At 55.9% G+C, this 19,252-nt stretch carries 13 protein-coding genes; 3 read left to right on the top strand and 10 right to left on the bottom strand.

Annotated features, from left to right (window positions below; genetic code table 11):
* Positions 1-469: 469 nt before the first annotated feature.
* Positions 470-643: a hypothetical protein gene (locus tag SH410x_RS07340; RefSeq protein WP_473675839.1), complete on the top strand. Its 174-nt coding sequence runs from the start codon at positions 470-472 to the stop codon at positions 641-643.
* A 427-nt stretch (positions 644-1,070) separates the two neighbouring features.
* Here SH410x_RS07340 and SH410x_RS07335 read toward each other — a convergent pair whose 3' ends face one another.
* The 3 genes from SH410x_RS07335 to SH410x_RS07325 all read right to left on the bottom strand — a co-directional run bounded on the left by SH410x_RS07335 (position 1,071) and on the right by SH410x_RS07325 (position 4,843).
* The gene (locus tag SH410x_RS07335; protein ID WP_473675838.1) at positions 1,071-1,949 is read right to left on the bottom strand and encodes a hypothetical protein; all 879 of its coding nucleotides are present in this window, start codon (positions 1,947-1,949) and stop codon (positions 1,071-1,073) included.
* Positions 1,946-3,406: a hypothetical protein gene (locus SH410x_RS07330; RefSeq protein WP_473673834.1), complete on the bottom strand. Its 1,461-nt coding sequence runs from the start codon at positions 3,404-3,406 to the stop codon at positions 1,946-1,948. The genes SH410x_RS07335 and SH410x_RS07330 overlap by 4 nt, the downstream gene beginning before the upstream one ends.
* A gap of 84 nt (positions 3,407-3,490) precedes the next feature.
* A complete protein-coding gene (locus SH410x_RS07325) occupies positions 3,491-4,843 on the bottom strand; it encodes a recombinase family protein (protein WP_473675837.1) in 1,353 nt (450 codons plus the stop codon).
* Between the two features lie 1,435 nt (positions 4,844-6,278).
* Here SH410x_RS07325 and SH410x_RS07320 point away from each other — a divergent pair.
* Positions 6,279-7,064, top strand: a complete 786-nt coding sequence (locus SH410x_RS07320; protein WP_473675836.1) for a hypothetical protein — start codon at positions 6,279-6,281, stop codon at positions 7,062-7,064.
* Positions 7,065-7,124: 60 nt separating this feature from the next.
* Complete coding sequence (locus tag SH410x_RS07315) at positions 7,125-8,066, top strand: hypothetical protein (RefSeq protein WP_473675835.1); 942 nt, start codon at positions 7,125-7,127, stop codon at positions 8,064-8,066.
* Positions 8,067-8,128: 62 nt separating this feature from the next.
* Here SH410x_RS07315 and SH410x_RS07310 read toward each other — a convergent pair whose 3' ends face one another.
* The 7 genes from SH410x_RS07310 to SH410x_RS07280 form a co-directional block, all read right to left on the bottom strand.
* Entirely contained in the window at positions 8,129-9,589 is a 1,461-nt protein-coding gene (locus tag SH410x_RS07310; protein ID WP_473673834.1) for a hypothetical protein, read from the bottom strand.
* Positions 9,590-9,743: 154 nt separating this feature from the next.
* On the bottom strand, positions 9,744-10,286 hold the full coding sequence (locus SH410x_RS07305; protein ID WP_473675834.1) for a hypothetical protein: 543 nt from the start codon (positions 10,284-10,286) through the stop codon (positions 9,744-9,746).
* A gap of 20 nt (positions 10,287-10,306) precedes the next feature.
* On the bottom strand, positions 10,307-13,525 hold the full coding sequence (locus SH410x_RS07300) for a WD40 repeat domain-containing protein (RefSeq protein ID WP_473675833.1): 3,219 nt from the start codon (positions 13,523-13,525) through the stop codon (positions 10,307-10,309).
* A gap of 5 nt (positions 13,526-13,530) precedes the next feature.
* Positions 13,531-15,624 (bottom strand): hypothetical protein, encoded by a 2,094-nt coding sequence (locus SH410x_RS07295; RefSeq protein WP_473675832.1) that lies wholly within the window; start codon positions 15,622-15,624, stop codon positions 13,531-13,533.
* Positions 15,614-16,189 carry a hypothetical protein gene (locus SH410x_RS07290; protein WP_473675831.1) on the bottom strand — a complete coding sequence of 192 codons (576 nt, stop codon included), beginning with the start codon at positions 16,187-16,189 and terminating at the stop codon, positions 15,614-15,616. Before SH410x_RS07290 ends, SH410x_RS07295 begins: the two co-directional genes overlap by 11 nt.
* Position 16,190: 1 nt before the next feature.
* Positions 16,191-18,818 (bottom strand): hypothetical protein, encoded by a 2,628-nt coding sequence (locus tag SH410x_RS07285; protein WP_473675830.1) that lies wholly within the window; start codon positions 18,816-18,818, stop codon positions 16,191-16,193.
* Entirely contained in the window at positions 18,818-19,249 is a 432-nt protein-coding gene (locus tag SH410x_RS07280; protein ID WP_473675829.1) for a GPW/gp25 family protein, read from the bottom strand. Before SH410x_RS07280 ends, SH410x_RS07285 begins: the two co-directional genes overlap by 1 nt.
* Positions 19,250-19,252 lie beyond the last annotated feature (3 nt).

Raw genomic sequence — 19,252 nt, 5'->3', positions numbered from 1 at the left:
TCTAGGCAGATTCAACCATGCGCCGATACCCAAAAAATGGCCCCGCAAAAGCGAGCGATTCCCATTCATCGCCGGTACATCGAGCACCCGGCCGCGAAAACATGATTGAATTTCGACATCGCTTGGCAATCGACGATGACCCGCTCATTGATGGCCAGCTGAAAATGCAGAAGAAAACCAGCTCGGTTCGACGCCCTGAGCGGTCGACAGGATCGCAGCCAACCGAGTACTCATGGACCCAAACAGGCCGGCAAGCAGTACGCACGGCCAGCAATCGCGAGGCGACTGCGGGACACAGCACTTTTGCGAAGGGGACATCAATGAAACCTTCTGCTTCACATCCTCCGCACGGCTCGCATTCATTGCGGCTAGACAATCGCGAGTGAAGTGCGCTGCGTCGCTCAGCAAATTCCCGGTCGAGAGAGACATGCAAGCCCGCCCAGCAACCAGCGTGCGGTTTGAACCACGAATGACACGAATCACACGAATCGTCAGCGTGGATCGAATTCGTGTTATTCGTGTCATTCGTGGTCGAATCAATGCCCATGACAACGCAGCGACCAACATTGCCCCGACCTTCACACAGGCCGCCCTTGAGAAGGTGCGATGCCCCCCTGAGCTTCGAGGTTTGAACCACGAATGACACGAATTGTCAGCGTGGGTCAAATTCGTGTCATTCGTGTTTTTCGTGGTCGAATCCATGCCCATGACAACAGAGCGACCAACACCCAAAGGCGAGGAAAACAAATGTGACGGGGGTTATTCGCAGAGCACACCCGCTTCGGGGCGAAGCCCTAGCAGTTTACCTAGCCCAGGCCATCGGCCTGCGGTCGTAGACACCAGTCATCGTCGTAGGGCCAACGGCCCGACCATTAGCAGCACCAATCCCAAACATATCGCTCGCCAACCTCGATTCCGTGACGCCCAAAGAGATTCGGGGCAAGCAATGAAACGCAACGTCGAGAACGAAGCTCGCGGCCACTTTTGGAAACGTGCGGTGCCATGCGTCGAAACTCTCAATTGGAAGAAGTTGAATTTGTCATGTGCTTACGCAGTAGCTGCGTGAGTTTCTAGCTTGTCTTTCGGACAGTACGTTGCGGGGTCCGAAGTGATTCTGGTGGTGCAGGGCGACCTTGACCGCTTTGGTGCTCAGATAACCGACGCAATCGCTGTACCTCGTTCTCGTCTGCCCAGAACAACCAGACGCGTCCGAACGGTCGTTGGTCGGCAATCGCCCAACCACGCGTCACCCAGTCTTTCAATTTTTTCTCAGCGACTCCAATCGCGGATGCGAGATCGCTACCAAGCCATTGGTCATCAAGTGGCTCGGGGGCAGTCAGTTGCTGACGACTTGTTGGATCGTCCGCTAGCAGCTTACCGATCATCGACGCTGAAATCGGCTTGGTGTGCCGCGGCGAACGATAGCCTTCTTGCTCAAGTATCTTGGCCACCTCAGGAGTTCGACGCCCTTCCAAAACCAACTCAAGCATACGTGTCATGAGTTCACGATAGTTGTCCATCTGCGGATACAGTGTGACCGTTCGTGTTATCTCGTAGACGCTCTCATATCCACCTCGCCACTGCAATCGAACGTCGACACGCTGAGTGTTGTTCTGGACCGCTACGATCACTTGTTGTAGTAGCAGTCGAATGATCTCTTTACGATCGACAATGCTTAACGATTCGTTCCAAAGTGAATGCACATCGCGAGAACACTGAAGGATCACATCGCGTTGAGCCTGTGCGAGTTTTGTTGAAACTTGGCCTCGTAGCTCGTTCAATTCCTGCTCAGTGGCTTGCAGTTCAATGAGCGACTGCTCCCAATTGTTTTCCAACTGTGCCGCTACCAAACGATTGGCCGGATCAACATGACGATAGCCTCGCTCAGCAACCTCAACTGCATAACGGGGTGCGATCTGGGTGCTGCGCTCATCGAGTCGGTAATTCACAGGGTTCCCGAATTCATAAGTTCGCTGACGGTTGGTTTTGAGTTGAGCCAAGCCCTATAGACAGTATCCCAAATTCCGCTCAGTAGCAGACAGCGTAAGCTCATGGTTCTTTGGCCGCCGGTTTTGTGCCAACGCATGCCGGACAACTTCATCCGTTCGCTGACCACTTGCTTGCAAGCCGATTCCACGACGCCGCTACCGATTGGGTAGCCTCGTGATTTCATCTCAGCATAATTCATAAAACGACTGTAGCGACGAAGGTATCGTTCCGCTTTGACGGCTTCTTCTTTCTCTGACGCCTTGTACTTATGTAGCTCTCGCATTTTCGCGATACTGCGAAGCATCCTTCCGTGTCCGCCGGGCTGCAGCAGCAACCAGCGAGCATGTTCAAGCCACTCCTGCCGCTTGCCTTTGTTCTTGCCAAACTTGAGCGCTTTGGCAATCGTCGTCAGACGCTCCGCCGCATGGTAGTAATCCACGACGCGAGTGATCTTGATCCGCACGCCATCGACGAAGAACTTCCGCAACGTGTTCTTCCAATATGCCGTCTCGACCTTGCCGGCATCGCTGACGTACACGATCTCCGGCACGCAGTCACCGCAGCGACGGATCGTCGATTGAAGCAGGCTGGTCAATTGCGTCGAGAGCGTGACTTGATTGCTTTCGGGAGTGCAGCCCAGGTAGACTGTACCGAGCTTCTTGCCGTCAGCCAACACGCTCACGCAGGCCACGCTCGCCATCTCGAAGAAGCTCCATGGTGCCAAGCCCAAGGCCACACCATCGCGACTAACCGACAGCACCGGCTTCAGTTTCCGCTGCCGGGCTTGCTCGACCAGTTTCATCAACTTGTCCACCTGAGCCTGCTCACGAAAGGGTTCCATGCCACCAGCGAGTGTGCCGACGAGTTTGCGAAGCTTCTCGGTGCCGATTTTCGTACCCATTTGATCCTCGACCAACTCCAGCGTTCGGCCTTGAGAACTTCCTGCGGCAGCAAATTGTTTGCCGACGCGGGTCGCCGCTGCGGGCGTGAATCCGTTCTCCACGCCAAGCAACATTTCGAGCGGAAAAATCGTTCGACCGGATCGACCGCGTCGATAGCGGGCGCGAACAATTGTGACTTTCCCGAACCGCGTGACAACGTCGGTCCGTGGCGTTTTTTCGGCCAAGCGACGATAAGATTTACGTTGGTGCTTGATCGTTCCGGGCATCTGCGAGAGTTCCGGTTCAAGTCGAGAAACGAGCCACTGTATCAACTTGCGTCCGAATTCCCGAAGATGGTCTTGAAGAGCATTTTCCAGGTCAAGCGTTCGCGAAGGTGTCGGGTCGTTCCCGGCGAACAACTCCAGCAGCATGGTGACTTGTTGCCGCAAATCGTCGGCAATTTGGCCAGTGAACTGCGCAATCTCATCAGTTGCGATTGCGTGAATAAGGCTTCCGACGTTAGCTTTGACATCCATGAGGCTTCCTTTCCTGCGGTGTTAGTGTGAGAACCAACATTTTGCAGGAGGAAGCCTCTTTTCATGAATACCAATCCCAGCAAATCAAGGGCGCATTACGTGGATCGCACCCGCATAACGTGCTTGCTCGACGCGATCAACAAACAGTTTCTCCATTTGTTGCCTCCGCGTCTCTTCATTCTCGATCACTTGCAGGCTCAGTTCGACGCCTGCTGGCGAGAGAGCTTCAAGGATTTTACTTTCAACGAAGCTATCCAATATCTCACAACGAATCGAGCTGTGACATGGCGTGGCAGCGGCGACCGTTCGGTGGCGAAAGCAGCCATACATTGAATGAGAATTCTTCGGATAGTTGGCCGACAAGCGACGACCACAATGGCCGCACTTGATGATTCCACCTAACAACGCTGTGCCACCGCGAACCGGACCACTGCGGTCGGGACGACTATCGTTTTCGGCCAGACGTTGTTGGTTATCACAGTACTGCTGCCATGTAATGTAAGCAGGATGTCGATCAAGCAGTAGCACCTTCCACTGTTCGGGCGGAAGATGTTTTTTTGACGTTTTTTGTGGTGATTTAAGACCGTACTTTTTTTTACGTCCATAGCCATACGCGCCAGCGTAGAGCGGGTGTTTGAGCATCTCGTAAACGGTCGTCTTGGCCGCCAAACGCCAGTCGATCTCGTTCGTGCCCCCTGCTTGTCGGTTGCGAAACGGAAGTCGAATGTGATGCTCGGACAAATAATGAAATAAGGCGTGAGAGCTACCAATCACTTGAAATTGTTCAAAGAATATTTTCATCACGTGACGTGCGGATTCGTCAGGATCGAGTTGTGGCATTCCACGCGCGTCGAGGACATAGCCAACCGGAACATCGTGAAACAACTCCCCGCGCTGAGCTTTGCTCAAACGCCCTCTTTCCAGCCGGACCTTCATGGTGTGCAGTTCCATCTCACTGATGATTCCCTTGAGGCCCAGGACAAGTCGATCGTTCGGATCATGGGGGTCAAAGACACCATCTTCATCTGCGATCAACGTATTGAAAATCGCACATACTTCAAACAGATCGCTCCAGTCCTTTGAGTTGCGAGCCAAGCGGCTCATTTCGAGTCCCGCGACAAGACCGACTTTTTGATCGGTTATTAATTCGAGCAGTCGGCGAAAACCTTCTCGCTGGGCGCTGCCGCTTCCGCTGAGACCAAGATCGTCATCAATGACCATCACTTTGTCGGGCTCCCAGCCCAGTGCAATGACACGATCTTTCATCGCGTACTGACGTGCGGTTGATTCCTGATGAACTCGTAGTTGGGCACAGGTGGACTGTCTGACATACACGGCCGCATCAAGCTCGAGATGCTCCGCCGTCACTTTCGGATGAAGGAAGTTCCTTGGGCTCGCTTCGAGAACTGCCTTCGCGCTAATTGCAAAATTATTCATCACTGTCCTCCTCGCCGCGGGGCGACTTCAGTGATGACTTGGCCGCTGCTTGCGACAGGAGTTGCAGAATTCGATGTTTGGTCTGCGGGTCGATCGCATGCTCCCACACGCGATCGAGAGGAACCGCTTTTACTATCGATGGCGACGATAGGCGCGGGGGGGGACAGCGGCGGGTTTTCCGTCGGGGCGCATGGGAGACCTTCCGTGATTTGTTTGCGGTGGTACCGCTCCAGCCAGCAAACGAGCGATTTGAGTGCGGAAAAGTCAATTATCCCGATTTGGTCAGATCGGCCAATCCCGATTTCCATCGCGTTGCGAGGGATGGTTCTGGAAAGGACGTTTTCGGGCACAGGTGCCCCTCGATGATGTGAGTTCATTGGCGTGTGCGGCCTACGTCGACCTCAGCCCGATTCGCGCAACTGGCGTAGTGGATCTCGTTAAGATCCGGTGCCGATGGGATTTTCAACAAGATCCACCACCAATCGCGAGTTTTATCGATTCGCTGTCGCGTGGACGGGACGTCAACTCCGCAGTCACAACGCCGGTGCGATCCCCTCGCGTTTGCGGCCGATCATCACTCGCATTGGTTTGAATAACCATGCCTGGTGCGACGTCGTGAACCGATTTGGGGAGCGTTCAAGCGAGCAGCGGGTAGCCCCGCACATCGCGCGGAGGAAGCCAGCCGTCGCGGTCAAGGTTGACTTTGTGCCCGTGACAACCCACTCGGGCTATCGTCGGCCTGCCCCGCTTGGAAAACCATCCCGTTCTAATACCATCCGGGGTCGCTGCTGCGTCGATATCGGAGAGCCAGAGAAAAATCAGCCCGATGATCGGTGGCGGCATTCTGTGAGGAGCGGACCGTAGTTAAATCGGCCGAAAGACAAGTCGCAGCCCGGACTGAAAAGTGAGTGGCCCTCTTCTTCTTCATCCGAGATGAGCTGGGTTGTGTGTTACTCTGACATCGCTATCGACATCACACATCAAACGTCCCACAGCGTAATCGCGACCTAAAAATAGTCGTTACAATTCAGGTCATCTGCGATATGGCGCCAGCACCGACGTTCAGAAACTGCCCGTTGTCTAACAACTCGCTTGAGCGATAAGATTTCAAAAGAAATCCCCAGGAACTAAACTTTCACCGAACACCTTTAACCGTAACTGCTATGCATGCGGACAATTCCTCGACTTTGGTCGGCGGGGGGACTATGCTTGCATGCAGCAACTTCGTTTGCTTGTTCCCGGCGCTAGAATCCACGCGTTGGAGTGGCAACGCCTCGACTGGCCACCTTTTTCAAGAGTTAAGCGGGCGAGGAATTCGTTACAATTAACTCAATGCGACGTTTTGGCGCGAGCCACGGTTCTCGATAATACTGAAGACTTATGGACAAGTGCTCAAGACTGAAACAATTCACCGCGTCTGTTGAGTGAATGCAACTTGGAACGCCTACGCACGCCATTTTTCGTCATTGCGGTGTTGTTGATCGCGATCATCGTGGGACTGGAGACCGGATCGCCGTATTTGCAGAAGGTGGCGTTTTTGCAGCGGATGTTCACGCCGCCGGAGGCGTCGCTCAAGCAACTGCTGAAGGACCAATTAGAGGGGCAAGTCGACGACGACGAGCTGCCAGGGATTCTGCACGAAGCGCTGGACGATCACGAACAGCCGCCGGGGTTCGGGCTTCCGGCGATGGCGTTACTGGACGGAATACTACTGTTCACTGTGACGTTGATGTTGATGGCGTTGGTCGTGCCCGAGCGAATTCACGTCAAATACCAGGGTGTGGCGACGCTGGTCTTCTCGCTCGTGATCCTGCTGTTGGCCATTATTGGAATCACGGTCACGATGATTTTGTTGTTCATCATGATCACGTTGCTGTTCGCGTTCCCCTTTGGAACGATCTTTTACCTGATCAAGTGGGGAACGTTTCCGACGGGTCAAGCCGCAGCGATGCTGGGAATCATCTCAACGCTTCGACTGGGCTTCTGCATCAGCTTGGTGCTGGCACATCAGCGATTCATTCAGAACAAGGGTCTGGTGCTGATGGTCATCACTGCGATGCTGGGCAGTCTCATCGTGACGTTCCTGCAAGGGATGGTACCATCGGTATTGGTCAGCATCACCGACGCCCTGGCCGCGATCGTGGTGTGTATAATGGCAGTCATCTGGGCGATTCTGTTGCTGATCGGGGCGGTTATTTCGATAGGGAAGACTGTTGCGTGAAAGTGTTTGTGGAAAGTAAACCCCGATAATTCCGTACAACGCTCACCGGATTGATAATCAATGCCACACAAAATAGATCCCGGACTATCAGGAAGGGCGCGCGGCGATGTCCTGAATGCTTTAGGTGCGCTCGCTCTCGCAGCCTCGATTAACGAGCCCTGGGCAACTCGTGGGATCTTGATCGGCGTACTCGTCTTTGGTTTGCTTTTCGCTCTGGGGTCTGTTATTGCCTACCGCAAGACAGCTAAATCCGCAATTCGTGATATTGAACAAAACGGAACGAGTCGATTCTTGTCAAACATCGCTTTCAGTTCATGGCTCGTCTTTGGTGCGGTAGTTTCGCTTTGCTTATCGTTTTCGGCACCCAATAATTTAAACCTTGTGTGGTCGATCTACGCGTTACTGATTTCCTTTCTCATTATCGGGCAGGCGTTCGTATTATGCTACAATTTTTGTCATTCAGGGACTAAACCTTGGTTTGATTTTGCGACTTCTTTGCTCACGGTGGTATTGGCTCTTTCCGCATTTGCATTCGGGATTGTCTCCATCGTTTACAATATTTCTAAAACGGGTAGTCAGCCGCTCCTCCCCAATAGCGAGAATCAACCGATCGTAATCGCAATTGTTTTTGTCCCAGCATTTCTTTGGATGTTGATCGAGTTCGTTAGTTGCATTTCCAATGCAACTGAATTTGACGGATGTAAATCAGTTTCTTCGATCATAAAGAGTCTGTTGCAAATAGCCGCAAGCATTGCCATTATGGTCTCAATATTTTTGACCAACGACTCGAAACAGACTTGTGTTAATGCTGCGTTTGGCCTAGCGGGACTCGGGACCTTACTATTCGGTGGTCTTCATGGATCTTGGGTTCACCGTGAGCATCGTGTTGGCGACGAGCAGCAACACAACGGGTCGGATAGTGGGTCGGATGGAAATAATGTGGGATTATCAAGTCTCGTGGCTGCTGCACGCGGCAGTATCCCCCATTCATCCCATACATAGTATCTGGTCCTTTAGCGAACACTTGGGTGCGATCTGGGTGCTGCGCTCATCGAGTCGGTAATTCACAGGGTTCCCGAATTCATAAGTTCGCTGACGGTTGGTTTTGAGTTGAGCCAAGCCCTATAGACAGTATCCCAAATTCCGCTCAGTAGCAGACAGCGTAAGCTCATGGTTCTTTGGCCGCCGGTTTTGTGCCAACGCATGCCGGACAACTTCATCCGTTCGCTGACCACTTGCTTGCAAGCCGATTCCACGACGCCGCTACCGATTGGGTAGCCTCGTGATTTCATCTCAGCATAATTCATAAAACGACTGTAGCGACGAAGGTATCGTTCCGCTTTGACGGCTTCTTCTTTCTCTGACGCCTTGTACTTATGTAGCTCTCGCATTTTCGCGATACTGCGAAGCATCCTTCCGTGTCCGCCGGGCTGCAGCAGCAACCAGCGAGCATGTTCAAGCCACTCCTGCCGCTTGCCTTTGTTCTTGCCAAACTTGAGCGCTTTGGCAATCGTCGTCAGACGCTCCGCCGCATGGTAGTAATCCACGACGCGAGTGATCTTGATCCGCACGCCATCGACGAAGAACTTCCGCAACGTGTTCTTCCAATATGCCGTCTCGACCTTGCCGGCATCGCTGACGTACACGATCTCCGGCACGCAGTCACCGCAGCGACGGATCGTCGATTGAAGCAGGCTGGTCAATTGCGTCGAGAGCGTGACTTGATTGCTTTCGGGAGTGCAGCCCAGGTAGACTGTACCGAGCTTCTTGCCGTCAGCCAACACGCTCACGCAGGCCACGCTCGCCATCTCGAAGAAGCTCCATGGTGCCAAGCCCAAGGCCACACCATCGCGACTAACCGACAGCACCGGCTTCAGTTTCCGCTGCCGGGCTTGCTCGACCAGTTTCATCAACTTGTCCACCTGAGCCTGCTCACGAAAGGGTTCCATGCCACCAGCGAGTGTGCCGACGAGTTTGCGAAGCTTCTCGGTGCCGATTTTCGTACCCATTTGATCCTCGACCAACTCCAGCGTTCGGCCTTGAGAACTTCCTGCGGCAGCAAATTGTTTGCCGACGCGGGTCGCCGCTGCGGGCGTGAATCCGTTCTCCACGCCAAGCAACATTTCGAGCGGAAAAATCGTTCGACCGGATCGACCGCGTCGATAGCGGGCGCGAACAATTGTGACTTTCCCGAACCGCGTGACAACGTCGGTCCGTGGCGTTTTTTCGGCCAAGCGACGATAAGATTTACGTTGGTGCTTGATCGTTCCGGGCATCTGCGAGAGTTCCGGTTCAAGTCGAGAAACGAGCCACTGTATCAACTTGCGTCCGAATTCCCGAAGATGGTCTTGAAGAGCATTTTCCAGGTCAAGCGTTCGCGAAGGTGTCGGGTCGTTCCCGGCGAACAACTCCAGCAGCATGGTGACTTGTTGCCGCAAATCGTCGGCAATTTGGCCAGTGAACTGCGCAATCTCATCAGTTGCGATTGCGTGAATAAGGCTTCCGACGTTAGCTTTGACATCCATGAGGCTTCCTTTCCTGCGGTGTTAGTGTGAGAACCAACATTTTGCAGGAGGAAGCCTCTTTTCATGAATACCAATCCCAGCAAATCAAGGGCGCATTACGTGGATCGCACCCGAACACTTCCAAGGCTTTTGTACCGCAGACTTGAGAAGCAGCTCACTCATCCACCTTGAACTCGACCCATGCATCGTCGTCGCCTTTGGTCTCGAAGGTTAGGGTGCCGCCGCCTTTGAGGATGACGAGGGTTTGTTCGGCTTCGGGGCGGAGTTGCAAGCGCTGAGTGGGGGATTTTTTGGCCGTGACGTCCCACCAAGCCGCGTTCGGGTCGGCGCGTGGCGTCCAGATGACGTTGACCGTGACGTCGTCTTCGTCGTTGCGCAGCCGCAATACACGAATCGTCTTGTCGATGGATGGGTTGACGACCAGTGTGCGAGAGCCTTTTCCGGCGATGTCAATGTAGTCGTCGCCGTTCCAGTCGTCGCTGGGATCGGTCAAGTCATTTACCAGGTCGACGTGCGTGTCGAACGCACGGTTCATTCGCACCTTGAGTGTGTTGATCCAGGGATGCTGCTTCTCGACTTGCTTCAGGCTGCCGTTGCCGCCGCCCCCGCCGCGACGCAGACTGATCGCCGTGCCGCTCGCTTGCAAGGCAAACAGGACGCAGACGATCACGGCGACAATGATGAGGTTGCGTTTCATGTTGAGGTTGTGCGTTGATTCTAGTTTTGTGTTTCGACGTCAAGTGAGTTCAGTTGCCACAGGCGCAGGCCTTGGTAGGTGACGCCGGCCAACACGGCACCGTGGGGACTGAAGCTGACCGCTTGCACCGGGACTCGATTGCTGCCGTATGACCAGAACCTAGGAGCGGACGTCCACGTTGTTCCGTTCCACTTCCCCAGTTGCACGCTGCCGTTGGCAGCCCCGGCGGCGAGCCACTCGGGTTGACTGGCGGGGCCAAAGGCCAGACTGAGCACGGGGCTGCGGCCGTTGTCGATCGACTCGATGGTCCTTTCGCTTTCATATCGATCGCCCGACTTCGTCCAAACACGGATTTGACCGTTGGCTAATCCGGCCGCCAGGTACTGACTGGACTGATCGCGGCTGAAGGCGACGCACAGCGGTGCGGTGCCGCTGACGGCCAATTGCGGCATGATGTAGAAGGGCAAGAACTCGGAGTAACGGTGCAACACCATCACGTAACCGAGGCTTGGCGGACCGTCCTTTTGGGCTGAATTCGATTCGGGGGTTTTCGGTTCCATCAGTACCGTCACTGCCACGGCGATCTGGCTGCTATCGGCACCGAAGGCGATGTTTCGCAGTTGGAAGCGCAGTTGTGGGAACGACCTGCGTAGAAACTCGCCGAGCTTCGCTTCCTGGGCCAGTTTCCATTGACCACGATGATGCCGCCAGATTCTCAGCTGCCCGGTCGAGTCTCCTCCGGCAAGCCACTGGGCATCGGGGCTGATGGCGACACTGCCAAAGGCCTCGTCTTCCGGCGACCGATCGCTGCTCAGCGCAAAATCCAGCTTGTTGTAGGGCATCACGGTCGAGGTACCGGACCAGACCACGGGTCGGCGGCCCAGTTGCAAGCTGCTGGTGCCAGCGGGCAGGCCGAGCTTTCCCAGCGACTGGTCGAGTCCGGTTCGGAGGGAAGCGAGTTGTTGCTTGGCCTCGTTTGACCATCGCCAAGTGTTCTGCGGCACGTCGAATTGCAAATTCGAGTCCAGCAGGAGGTTGGCTTGGTCGTCACCGATGGACAATCGCAGCCCATCGCTGCTTTGGCGAAACGCCAACGCGCTGGCACCCCAGAGGTCGGCGCTCTCGCTAGGCGACAGTTCGTACCCGAAGCGGTTCAGTGTCAGACGCAATCGTCGACGTCCGTTTTGGATGACCCACCCCCAGTCGAACCAACCTTCGTCGGGTTTGTACTTGTAATCGATGAAGTAATCAAAACCTTTGCGGTCCAAAATGTCTCGTATCGCTGCTTCGGCGTTGGCCTGTTCCGAGTCGTCAGCACTTGGCGGGAGACCACCTGCAGCGACGGCCTGACTTGACGTCAGTGCATTTTGTGGCAATGGTTGACTGGCTAGTTTGATTTCGCGGGTCAGATCGCGCTGCAACGATTTCATGGCGGGATTGGATTTGACATCCAGTTCCAATGGATCGTCACTCACTACTTCGATGATCAGGAATTGTTGCGTTGCCGTGGGACTGATGTTGCTGTTGGGATCGAACAGTGGAAGCTGCGTACGCGGATTGATCGGCTCGATGACGGAGCTCAGATTCATGATCGGTACGGCATCAACAGTATCTGCTGCTGGCGTTTGAGATTTATCCACGGTATTGTTGGACTGTTTTTCGCCAGCTTTTTCAGCGGCGGTTTTTGCGGCTTCAAATTCTTCAGTTGGATCGTGACCGCGATAAATGGCGTGGATATAACCCGAACTCGGGATGACAGTCAGCAGCTTCTCGCCGGCCCAGTATCGAAGCTCGTCCGCAAACGGATTAATGTTCAGGATTGGGTCAACATCTGTGATGGGTCGATCCTGGAAATAGCCCGCATTCACGCTGGCTCCACGCTCGATGAAAATTTGGGGTTCGGCATTTGGCTGCGACCGCAGCAACAGGAATGGGGGCACAATACTGACGACGAACTTACCCAGCGTATGCTCGTTAGCGGCAGTACCTTTGCGCAGCGGCGATCTCCGCGTTTCCAGTTCCGGCAGGATAGCTTGACCCGAGCCGCCGCTAGGTTCGGTAACGAAGAGCACTGTTTCGTCGTATTCCAATTCGCCGGGTTTCTTAACCGGCTGGCTGGTGGTTTCCATTCGCGTGATGTCGCCCATATTGGCAATCGGTTCGCTTCGACTTTGCAAGGGGACCCAGACCGTTCGCCGCGTGAGCTGTTCCGGGTACGTGTCGTGCAACAGCCAGTGGCCATCGGCATTGTGGAAAATGATCCGCAAGGCGTTTGCAGTTGGTTCGGGATCGGTAGCACAATGTCCATCCCAAATGGCAACGTTCTGGGCAAGGTCGTCGTCGATGTCGACGACCTGGTCAAGTTTGAACTGCAGCTTTTGGCGAAACTCCTCGCGACTGTGGGCGGCGATGGAGTCGTTTTCGTGAGCATCTTCGAGCCACTTCGCCGCGCCGACAAAGAAATCTTTTCCCTGATCAAATGGGTCCGAAGGATCGTCTACGATGGCCGTATCGTCAAAACGATCCTTTAACTTGCGAGCGGTTTCGGCCACGGCGGCGTCGCCCGCCATCGCGTAACGGCTGACGCCCTGGATATCGCCGGGACGGATTCCGTAGCTGCGCAACCAAACGGCGAGGTCCTGCTGCTGCTCAGACTGTTGCAGCAGTTGTGCGGCGCGGACGAGCAGTTCGTCTTTTCCTTCCGGCGTCCAGCAATCCCAATAATCATCCCAACGACCACTACTCGCGGCGCGGTTCACATTCCGCAGCGTTTCCTCGGGGCGGATCTCACGGTTTGCGACCAGGTAGATTACCGCCGCGATGGCCAGTGCTCCAACGAGAGCCACCGCGATTAACAGACTCATCACGGTGCGATTGACCCGTTTGACCACTCCAGGGTTCCAATGCAGCGTGATCCGTTCACCCAGGGTGTAGTCGCCTTCGGGGTTATCTTCATTGATGGCAAGCAGTCGGAAACCGTAGGTTCCTGGGGGCGTATCGGTTGGGATGCTCACGCCGACCTTGAATTGTTGGATCTCCTGGTCGCGAAACACGCGGTGACGAGAACCGATGATGCGAAACCATTCGCCTCGGGCTCCATCCTCAGGCATGATGTCCGCGCGTCCGGCGACCCACGGTCCGCCGACGTTATGCGCGGTGTAGACGACGCTCGCCCTGCCGTCGGTATCTAGGTAGAGCGTGCGTTGCTCGTTAGGAGTGTCGACTCGCAATGATGACATGTGAATTATTTTCCCAGAGCCTTTGCTGTCGTATCCTTTGGTGCCGTGTAGCGAATGACGAGTTCGGGCGGATGGTACGGATCGTTGATCCGCGGCAACTCACCTTCTTGCGACACTTCATGCAGCAATTGTTCATTAAACGAGTTTGACTGCTGATCGACCGACAGCACGTTCTCAACGACGCTCGTTTCTTCTACCTTGTCTCCTTCTTTGTTGCCTCGAGGAATGAGATTTGTATATCCAAAGCTGTTTAGCACTGATTTGGCGTCCAACCAACTCATGCCAACGACAATATTTTTTTTCGGCGAGGCGAGGTTTCGAGATATTGAACTGTCGGCGGTAGGTGTCCCATCAGTCCGCCACAAGTGAATGTCTGTTGCGGTTCCGTCGTCATCGCCCGTCTTGCTCAGGTCTTTCAGGATCAGCCAATTGTCGATATTGGTTGAAGTCAATTGGTATTCACGAATCGGAAAGAGGCTCGTCTCACCCGTTTTCACAATGATGAATTCATTTTTGATCCGCGCGACGGCATTTTCTGGGGGCGACGGTGTGAGGTTGAAGTCGGATGGTCCGGCCACCAAATCCGCATGATCAACGTCCTTGTCGTTCTGCCCAGTGGGTTTGAACGCAACGACGATCTGCACTTGATCGGAATTTTCCAGCTTGACTTCCAGCGATTGGATTTGTCTGCGTTCGTTTGTTTTTGGGGCCTCATTGAGCGTCATCCACTGACCTAAGAATCTCTGTGCCGGATTGCCGTTGCCGACTTCGTAAAAATCGTCGATCAGCCAGACGCCATCGACCTTAAAGAAAGTGAGCAGTACCGCATTTTCTCGATACTTTTTCAATGCGGCTTTAGCATTCTCGTAGTCGGATATCTTCTCCGTCTCCACGTCTTGCACCAACGTCTCGCCGGAGCTCTCCAGCAAAAAGTAATTTTTGGCGTTGTAAATCGGCGATTTTCCTGGCGAAGTCTTGTCATCGTCCTTCAAATCAGCGAATGAGACCGCCACAAAGCTGGCGAAGCGGTCGGCGAGGGTCACTTTCACGTCTTGTTTCGCTAGCGGCAAGAATTGGAACTCTTGCAGTGACGAGGCCCTCTTCTTTTCGAGTGACGAAAACTTTCCTTCGTCCGGGCCCAGTAGACCTTTCCCCTTGCGTATTTCGTATGCAGCGAAGTCCTGCTCGTCGAACTGATTCCAGCTCGCGGCGGCGACAAAGAAGTTCTTCACGCTATGGCCTTTCGACTCGATCTCTCGACGCATTTCGCGGGTCGCATCGGTCGCTTGGTACGCGCGAATTTGGCGAGGCGGGGAGCTAAACTCTCGTAAGTTCGTGAGCGTTAAACCGAACGATGGCAGCCATTGCTCGAGTTGTCCCTTCCAGTCAGGATTGTCAGCATCCTCGTGCAGTTTATAGCCCATCCAATAGAGCAACTTGTGCTGACCTTGAATGGTGCAACTGTCCCAATAGTTGCGCCACTGAGTTTTCTCAGCACCTTCGTTGACGGCCGCTTGAGCGAACTGGTTGGCTCGCCGCAAAGCGTCCAGCGACTGGGGTGGGTTGAACCAGTCGTACAGTAATTTCCCACCAACGCCCAACAGCGCCAGTGGCAACAAGATCATCAGCGCCCATTGCCACAGCTTGATGCGTTTAATCTGGGGGATCGGTGCCCAGTCGACCGTGATCGCGCGATCTTCCTGAACCGTAAAATCCTGCTCGGGATTAGTTTCACTGTTGACGACGACAGTGAATTCAAACGTATTAGCAGGCGTGTCGGGCGGGATATCGATCAGCACTCGGAAGTCCAGCGTCTCGCGACTCTGGAAGTCGCGGTGCGCGGTGCCGGCGACCTGGAACCAATCGCTCTGGGCAGGTTTCAGCGATTCGATTTTGAGGTGACCACTGGCGGGATGAAACTTGTTGTTTTCCAAGCTGAAGATCACTTCGGCGTGACCGTCCGTTTGGCGGAGGTCGATCTCGCGCTGCGTACCGCCAGGAGCATGCAGATTGAAGGTCTTGGCAAGTGCATGGGCCTGGCCAGTGGGCACATTGCTTCTACTAGTCAGCACATTGGATGAGATGGGCTCAGTCGGCATGGCTCGCTCCCTCTGGCGCGGTCACAAACTCGAAGGTTAAGTGGGCAGGCTTTTCCGCCGCGATTATGGCTTCGATCAACGGCCGCTGGCGTTCAGCCGCAGCCGGACCATGGACACAGATGTGAAACCGACAGGGTTGATCGGCCCCGTCACAGTTCTCGACCACTTCATAGCTGTCCAGCCCTGTGGCGATTTGCAGATACATCAGCAGCCCATGTCGGGTCCCGCGCCATTGGGCGAGAGACGCTGCATTGGCGATCAATTCTCTCAAGCGTCCCAGGCCGGATGGCATCAGCCGGTCGAGCATGGCCGGATCCGATGACACGTCGCCCTCGCGCACACTATTTTGGAACAAATGGTCGAGATCGACCCACCGCGCGAGTTCGGGAACAAACCGGTCCGGCGTCTGACGAGGGTCGAGGAAGCGGGGTAGCTCGTCCAGTTTCAGTTCGTCGGGTTCCTGGAGCGCATGCATGGCTTCGAGCAGCGCGTCGAGCGGGCTGCCGGGTCGCCAAGTCCGGCGATAGACACCGGGCAACAGGTTTTTGATTTCTGTGGCTTGCATGTTAGTGACCTTCCCCGGACCTTAGATCGGTAGGTCGCCCCTCCGTTTCGACTTCAAGTACGTGCTCACCCGCGCAGAACAACGTCAGGCGTGGCAGTGGCACGCGATTGACAAACTCGCTGTGACAAACACTCTCGTAATACTGTCCGCAATCCTGGCTGCAGTGGACACCAAGTTTGCCACCGGCCATCACGTCGCCTTGCCGAGGCTCGATCGCCAGGGCCTCGATCGGTTGAAAACGGTGAGACTCCTGGCCACGGGGCAGACCGCAGTCGGCTGCCGGCGATCGCCACCGCAGGGCATCCGCACGGGCGCAGTCCAGCCATACGACCCCACCGCCGTAGGTCGCGGCAAACAATTGGGATTGATAAGACGCCAGGGCCAGACACGAACCGGCACCGTCAGGCCATCCCGCCACCACCTGCTTCCATTTTTCGACCGGCCCGCCCCAACAAAAGCATCCCTGGCCGGGACGATTGCCAGTGACCCGGGGACCTGCCCAGAGATCGCCGCGCGTGGCAGTGGTTTGAAACAACAGCGAGCGAATATCCTCGTGTTCGAGGCCGATCCTCAAAAACGTTTTGGAATGGCCCGCTTCATACGACAGCCAAACGCCTTGGTCGTTTTTGGCGGCCACGGCCACGCTCACCGGCTGGCCCTGAGAATCGGTATCGACGGCGATCGCCCAGAAACCCGTATCAGGCTGATTGATGCCTGCCAGCACGACTTGCGTTAATTCGCCGCTCTTGACGGCCAACTCATAGAGTCCCTGGGCGGTGGCCAGCAGCAGCGTCGGTTGCTGGCCTCGTTGAATCCAAGCGAGGTCGTGGACTGCGAACGCAGTCCGGAGAGCCAGTTTCCAGGATCGACCGCAATCGGCGGAGTAGTAGATGTTGCACGCGACGTTGTCCTCACCCGCCAGATTCCCCGTGGCGGCGACAAAGCCGGCTCGACCGGCATGGGTCCGAACAAGGTGCAACTGCTCACCCTCCTCCCGCGCGACCCCCAGTTTGATTTGTTGCCAGCTTTCGGCATTGTCGAGCGAGCGAAAAAGGCCATTGCCAGAGATGGCATGCCATGTCGACGCTTGAAAGGCATCGGCCACGATGGCGTGAACCGGTTGATCGGGCACGTCGTCGACGCACAATTTCAGGTCATCGACTTCTTTCACGCCGGGCACCCGAAAGACTTCGTCGTACAACCGCCCCACGGTCAAATTCTGGTCGAACGGCCAACCACCGGGCATCGACGGTGTCGGCAGCGGACTGATGAACTCGTTCAGTCGTTGGCGTATCAGCGTCTTGATCTTGTTTTTGTCTTCACCACGGAAGATTCGGATGGAGGCATGGACGCGGACGACTCGGTAATCGGCCCAGTGAAGTTCAACCTTCGAGCCGAGGGGACGGGTGGCATCAAGCGTCTTTTGAATCTGGGCGGTCGCATCGCGGGTTTGCTTCGCATGCATTTGGTCGACCGTCAGTTCCCCAGCGGGCCGTTCGCTTGATAAGACCTCGGGGACCAACGTGATCTCGACCGTGCCCGGTTCGGCATGAGCCCAAAGTTCGGCTTGGGCGGCGGCGTGGGCTCGCGCCACCGAGCCAAAGCTGGCGGCTATTCGTTCGAAGTCACGGGCGGTCACCGCGCGGTCGTGCGACCGAAGTTGTTGCGGGCCGCGAACCAGGGCGTTGCTCAGCGTTTCGGCTTCCCGGCCACCCGTCGCGGCCGCCGGATTGTCCACGCGTAGGCCGTCGATTGGGTCGAGCAGTTCGGTCAAAGTCCGGGCCGCCAGATTTCCTGCCGTACCGCCGCCGCGACGATACCAAGCTCGGATTTCGCGACCTTTGCCCGGTACTTCCGCGAGCGTCTGAGGCCGGTCGGTCGCGCCGCTGCCGTCAAAGGTATGAATGGACGGCGCGAACGTAATCGTACCGCTGACGCGATCGACGACGTAGACGAAACGGGTCTCGGTGCTCTCCGCGAAATGTTCGACTTCGGTCCAGACGCGATAGACACGGTCCTCGCATTGCCGGTGACGTGCTACGCCGATCTCATCGAGGCCGACTTGCACGCCGATGACAAGATCATCTTCTTCGCCTGTGTTGGCCACGACCGGCGGCCGAGTGATGGCGACGGACTGGCCAGGCATTCCCGTGCCGACGCCTACGGCTTCGCCGATTTCTTGCTCGCAGTGCAACGCGTCGACGGACACTGCTGGCTGGTCCTCTTCCAGCACGACTTCGCGGAGCGTCATGAACACGACTTCACTGCCCGCGTCACCTTGGCGGTGGGACACGCGAGTTCCGCGGGGGATCGCAATGGGGGTCTGTGGGGCATCGTCTCCCGCCGAGCTTTCGTCGCGGATGAACTCCAGTGTGACGCGGGCGGCGGCAGGCGGATGAAGCCGCACGCCCATCAATCTCAGGAATTCCACATACGCTTTGTCCGGCAGCCGATTCAGACGATAGATCATCGTCTCGGTCAGGTAGGCGAACAGCTCCAGCAGCGTCACGCCTGGGTTGCCCGGTGACCAATCCGTCCATTCCGGACAGGTCTTGGCCGCCCGCTGTCTCGCTTCTTCAAGCAACTGTTCGAACGTGCGGTCGTCGAGATTCGGAGGCGTGAGCGCCATTAGCGAGCCTCCCCGTCGAGGCTAACGGTGAAGTTCAGGTCATCCAGACGCTGCGTCGCCAGAACTCGGTATTGCAGGGTGGCCGCGAGCACCTCAGGGCGGCTTTCGTCGGCTCCGACATCCAGCCGAACGATTTCGATACGCGGTTCCCAGCGATCGATGGCCGCGCGGATGTAGTGGATCGCTAGGCCTGCGGTCGTATCGTCGTTGGGCGCAAAGACCAGACGGTGTAAGTTGCAACCGTAGTCGGCACGCATCACCCGTTCGCCGGGCACTGTCCGCAGCAGCAACAAGATCGCCTGGCGGACGGCAGCGTCGCCCGCCACTCGATCAAAACCACCCGTGGGCGCGATCACGAGCCCGCTTTGGCCCGAACCCGTCTGCCGGTCGGGGAGAACGAATCGAAGGTTGGTTTCTGTTATGGGAGGCATCGT

It is taken from the genome of Rhodopirellula sp. SH410 (assembly GCF_055811895.1).
Note: the sequence above shows the minus strand (reverse complement) of the source record. Positions and strands in the feature narration are given on the sequence as shown.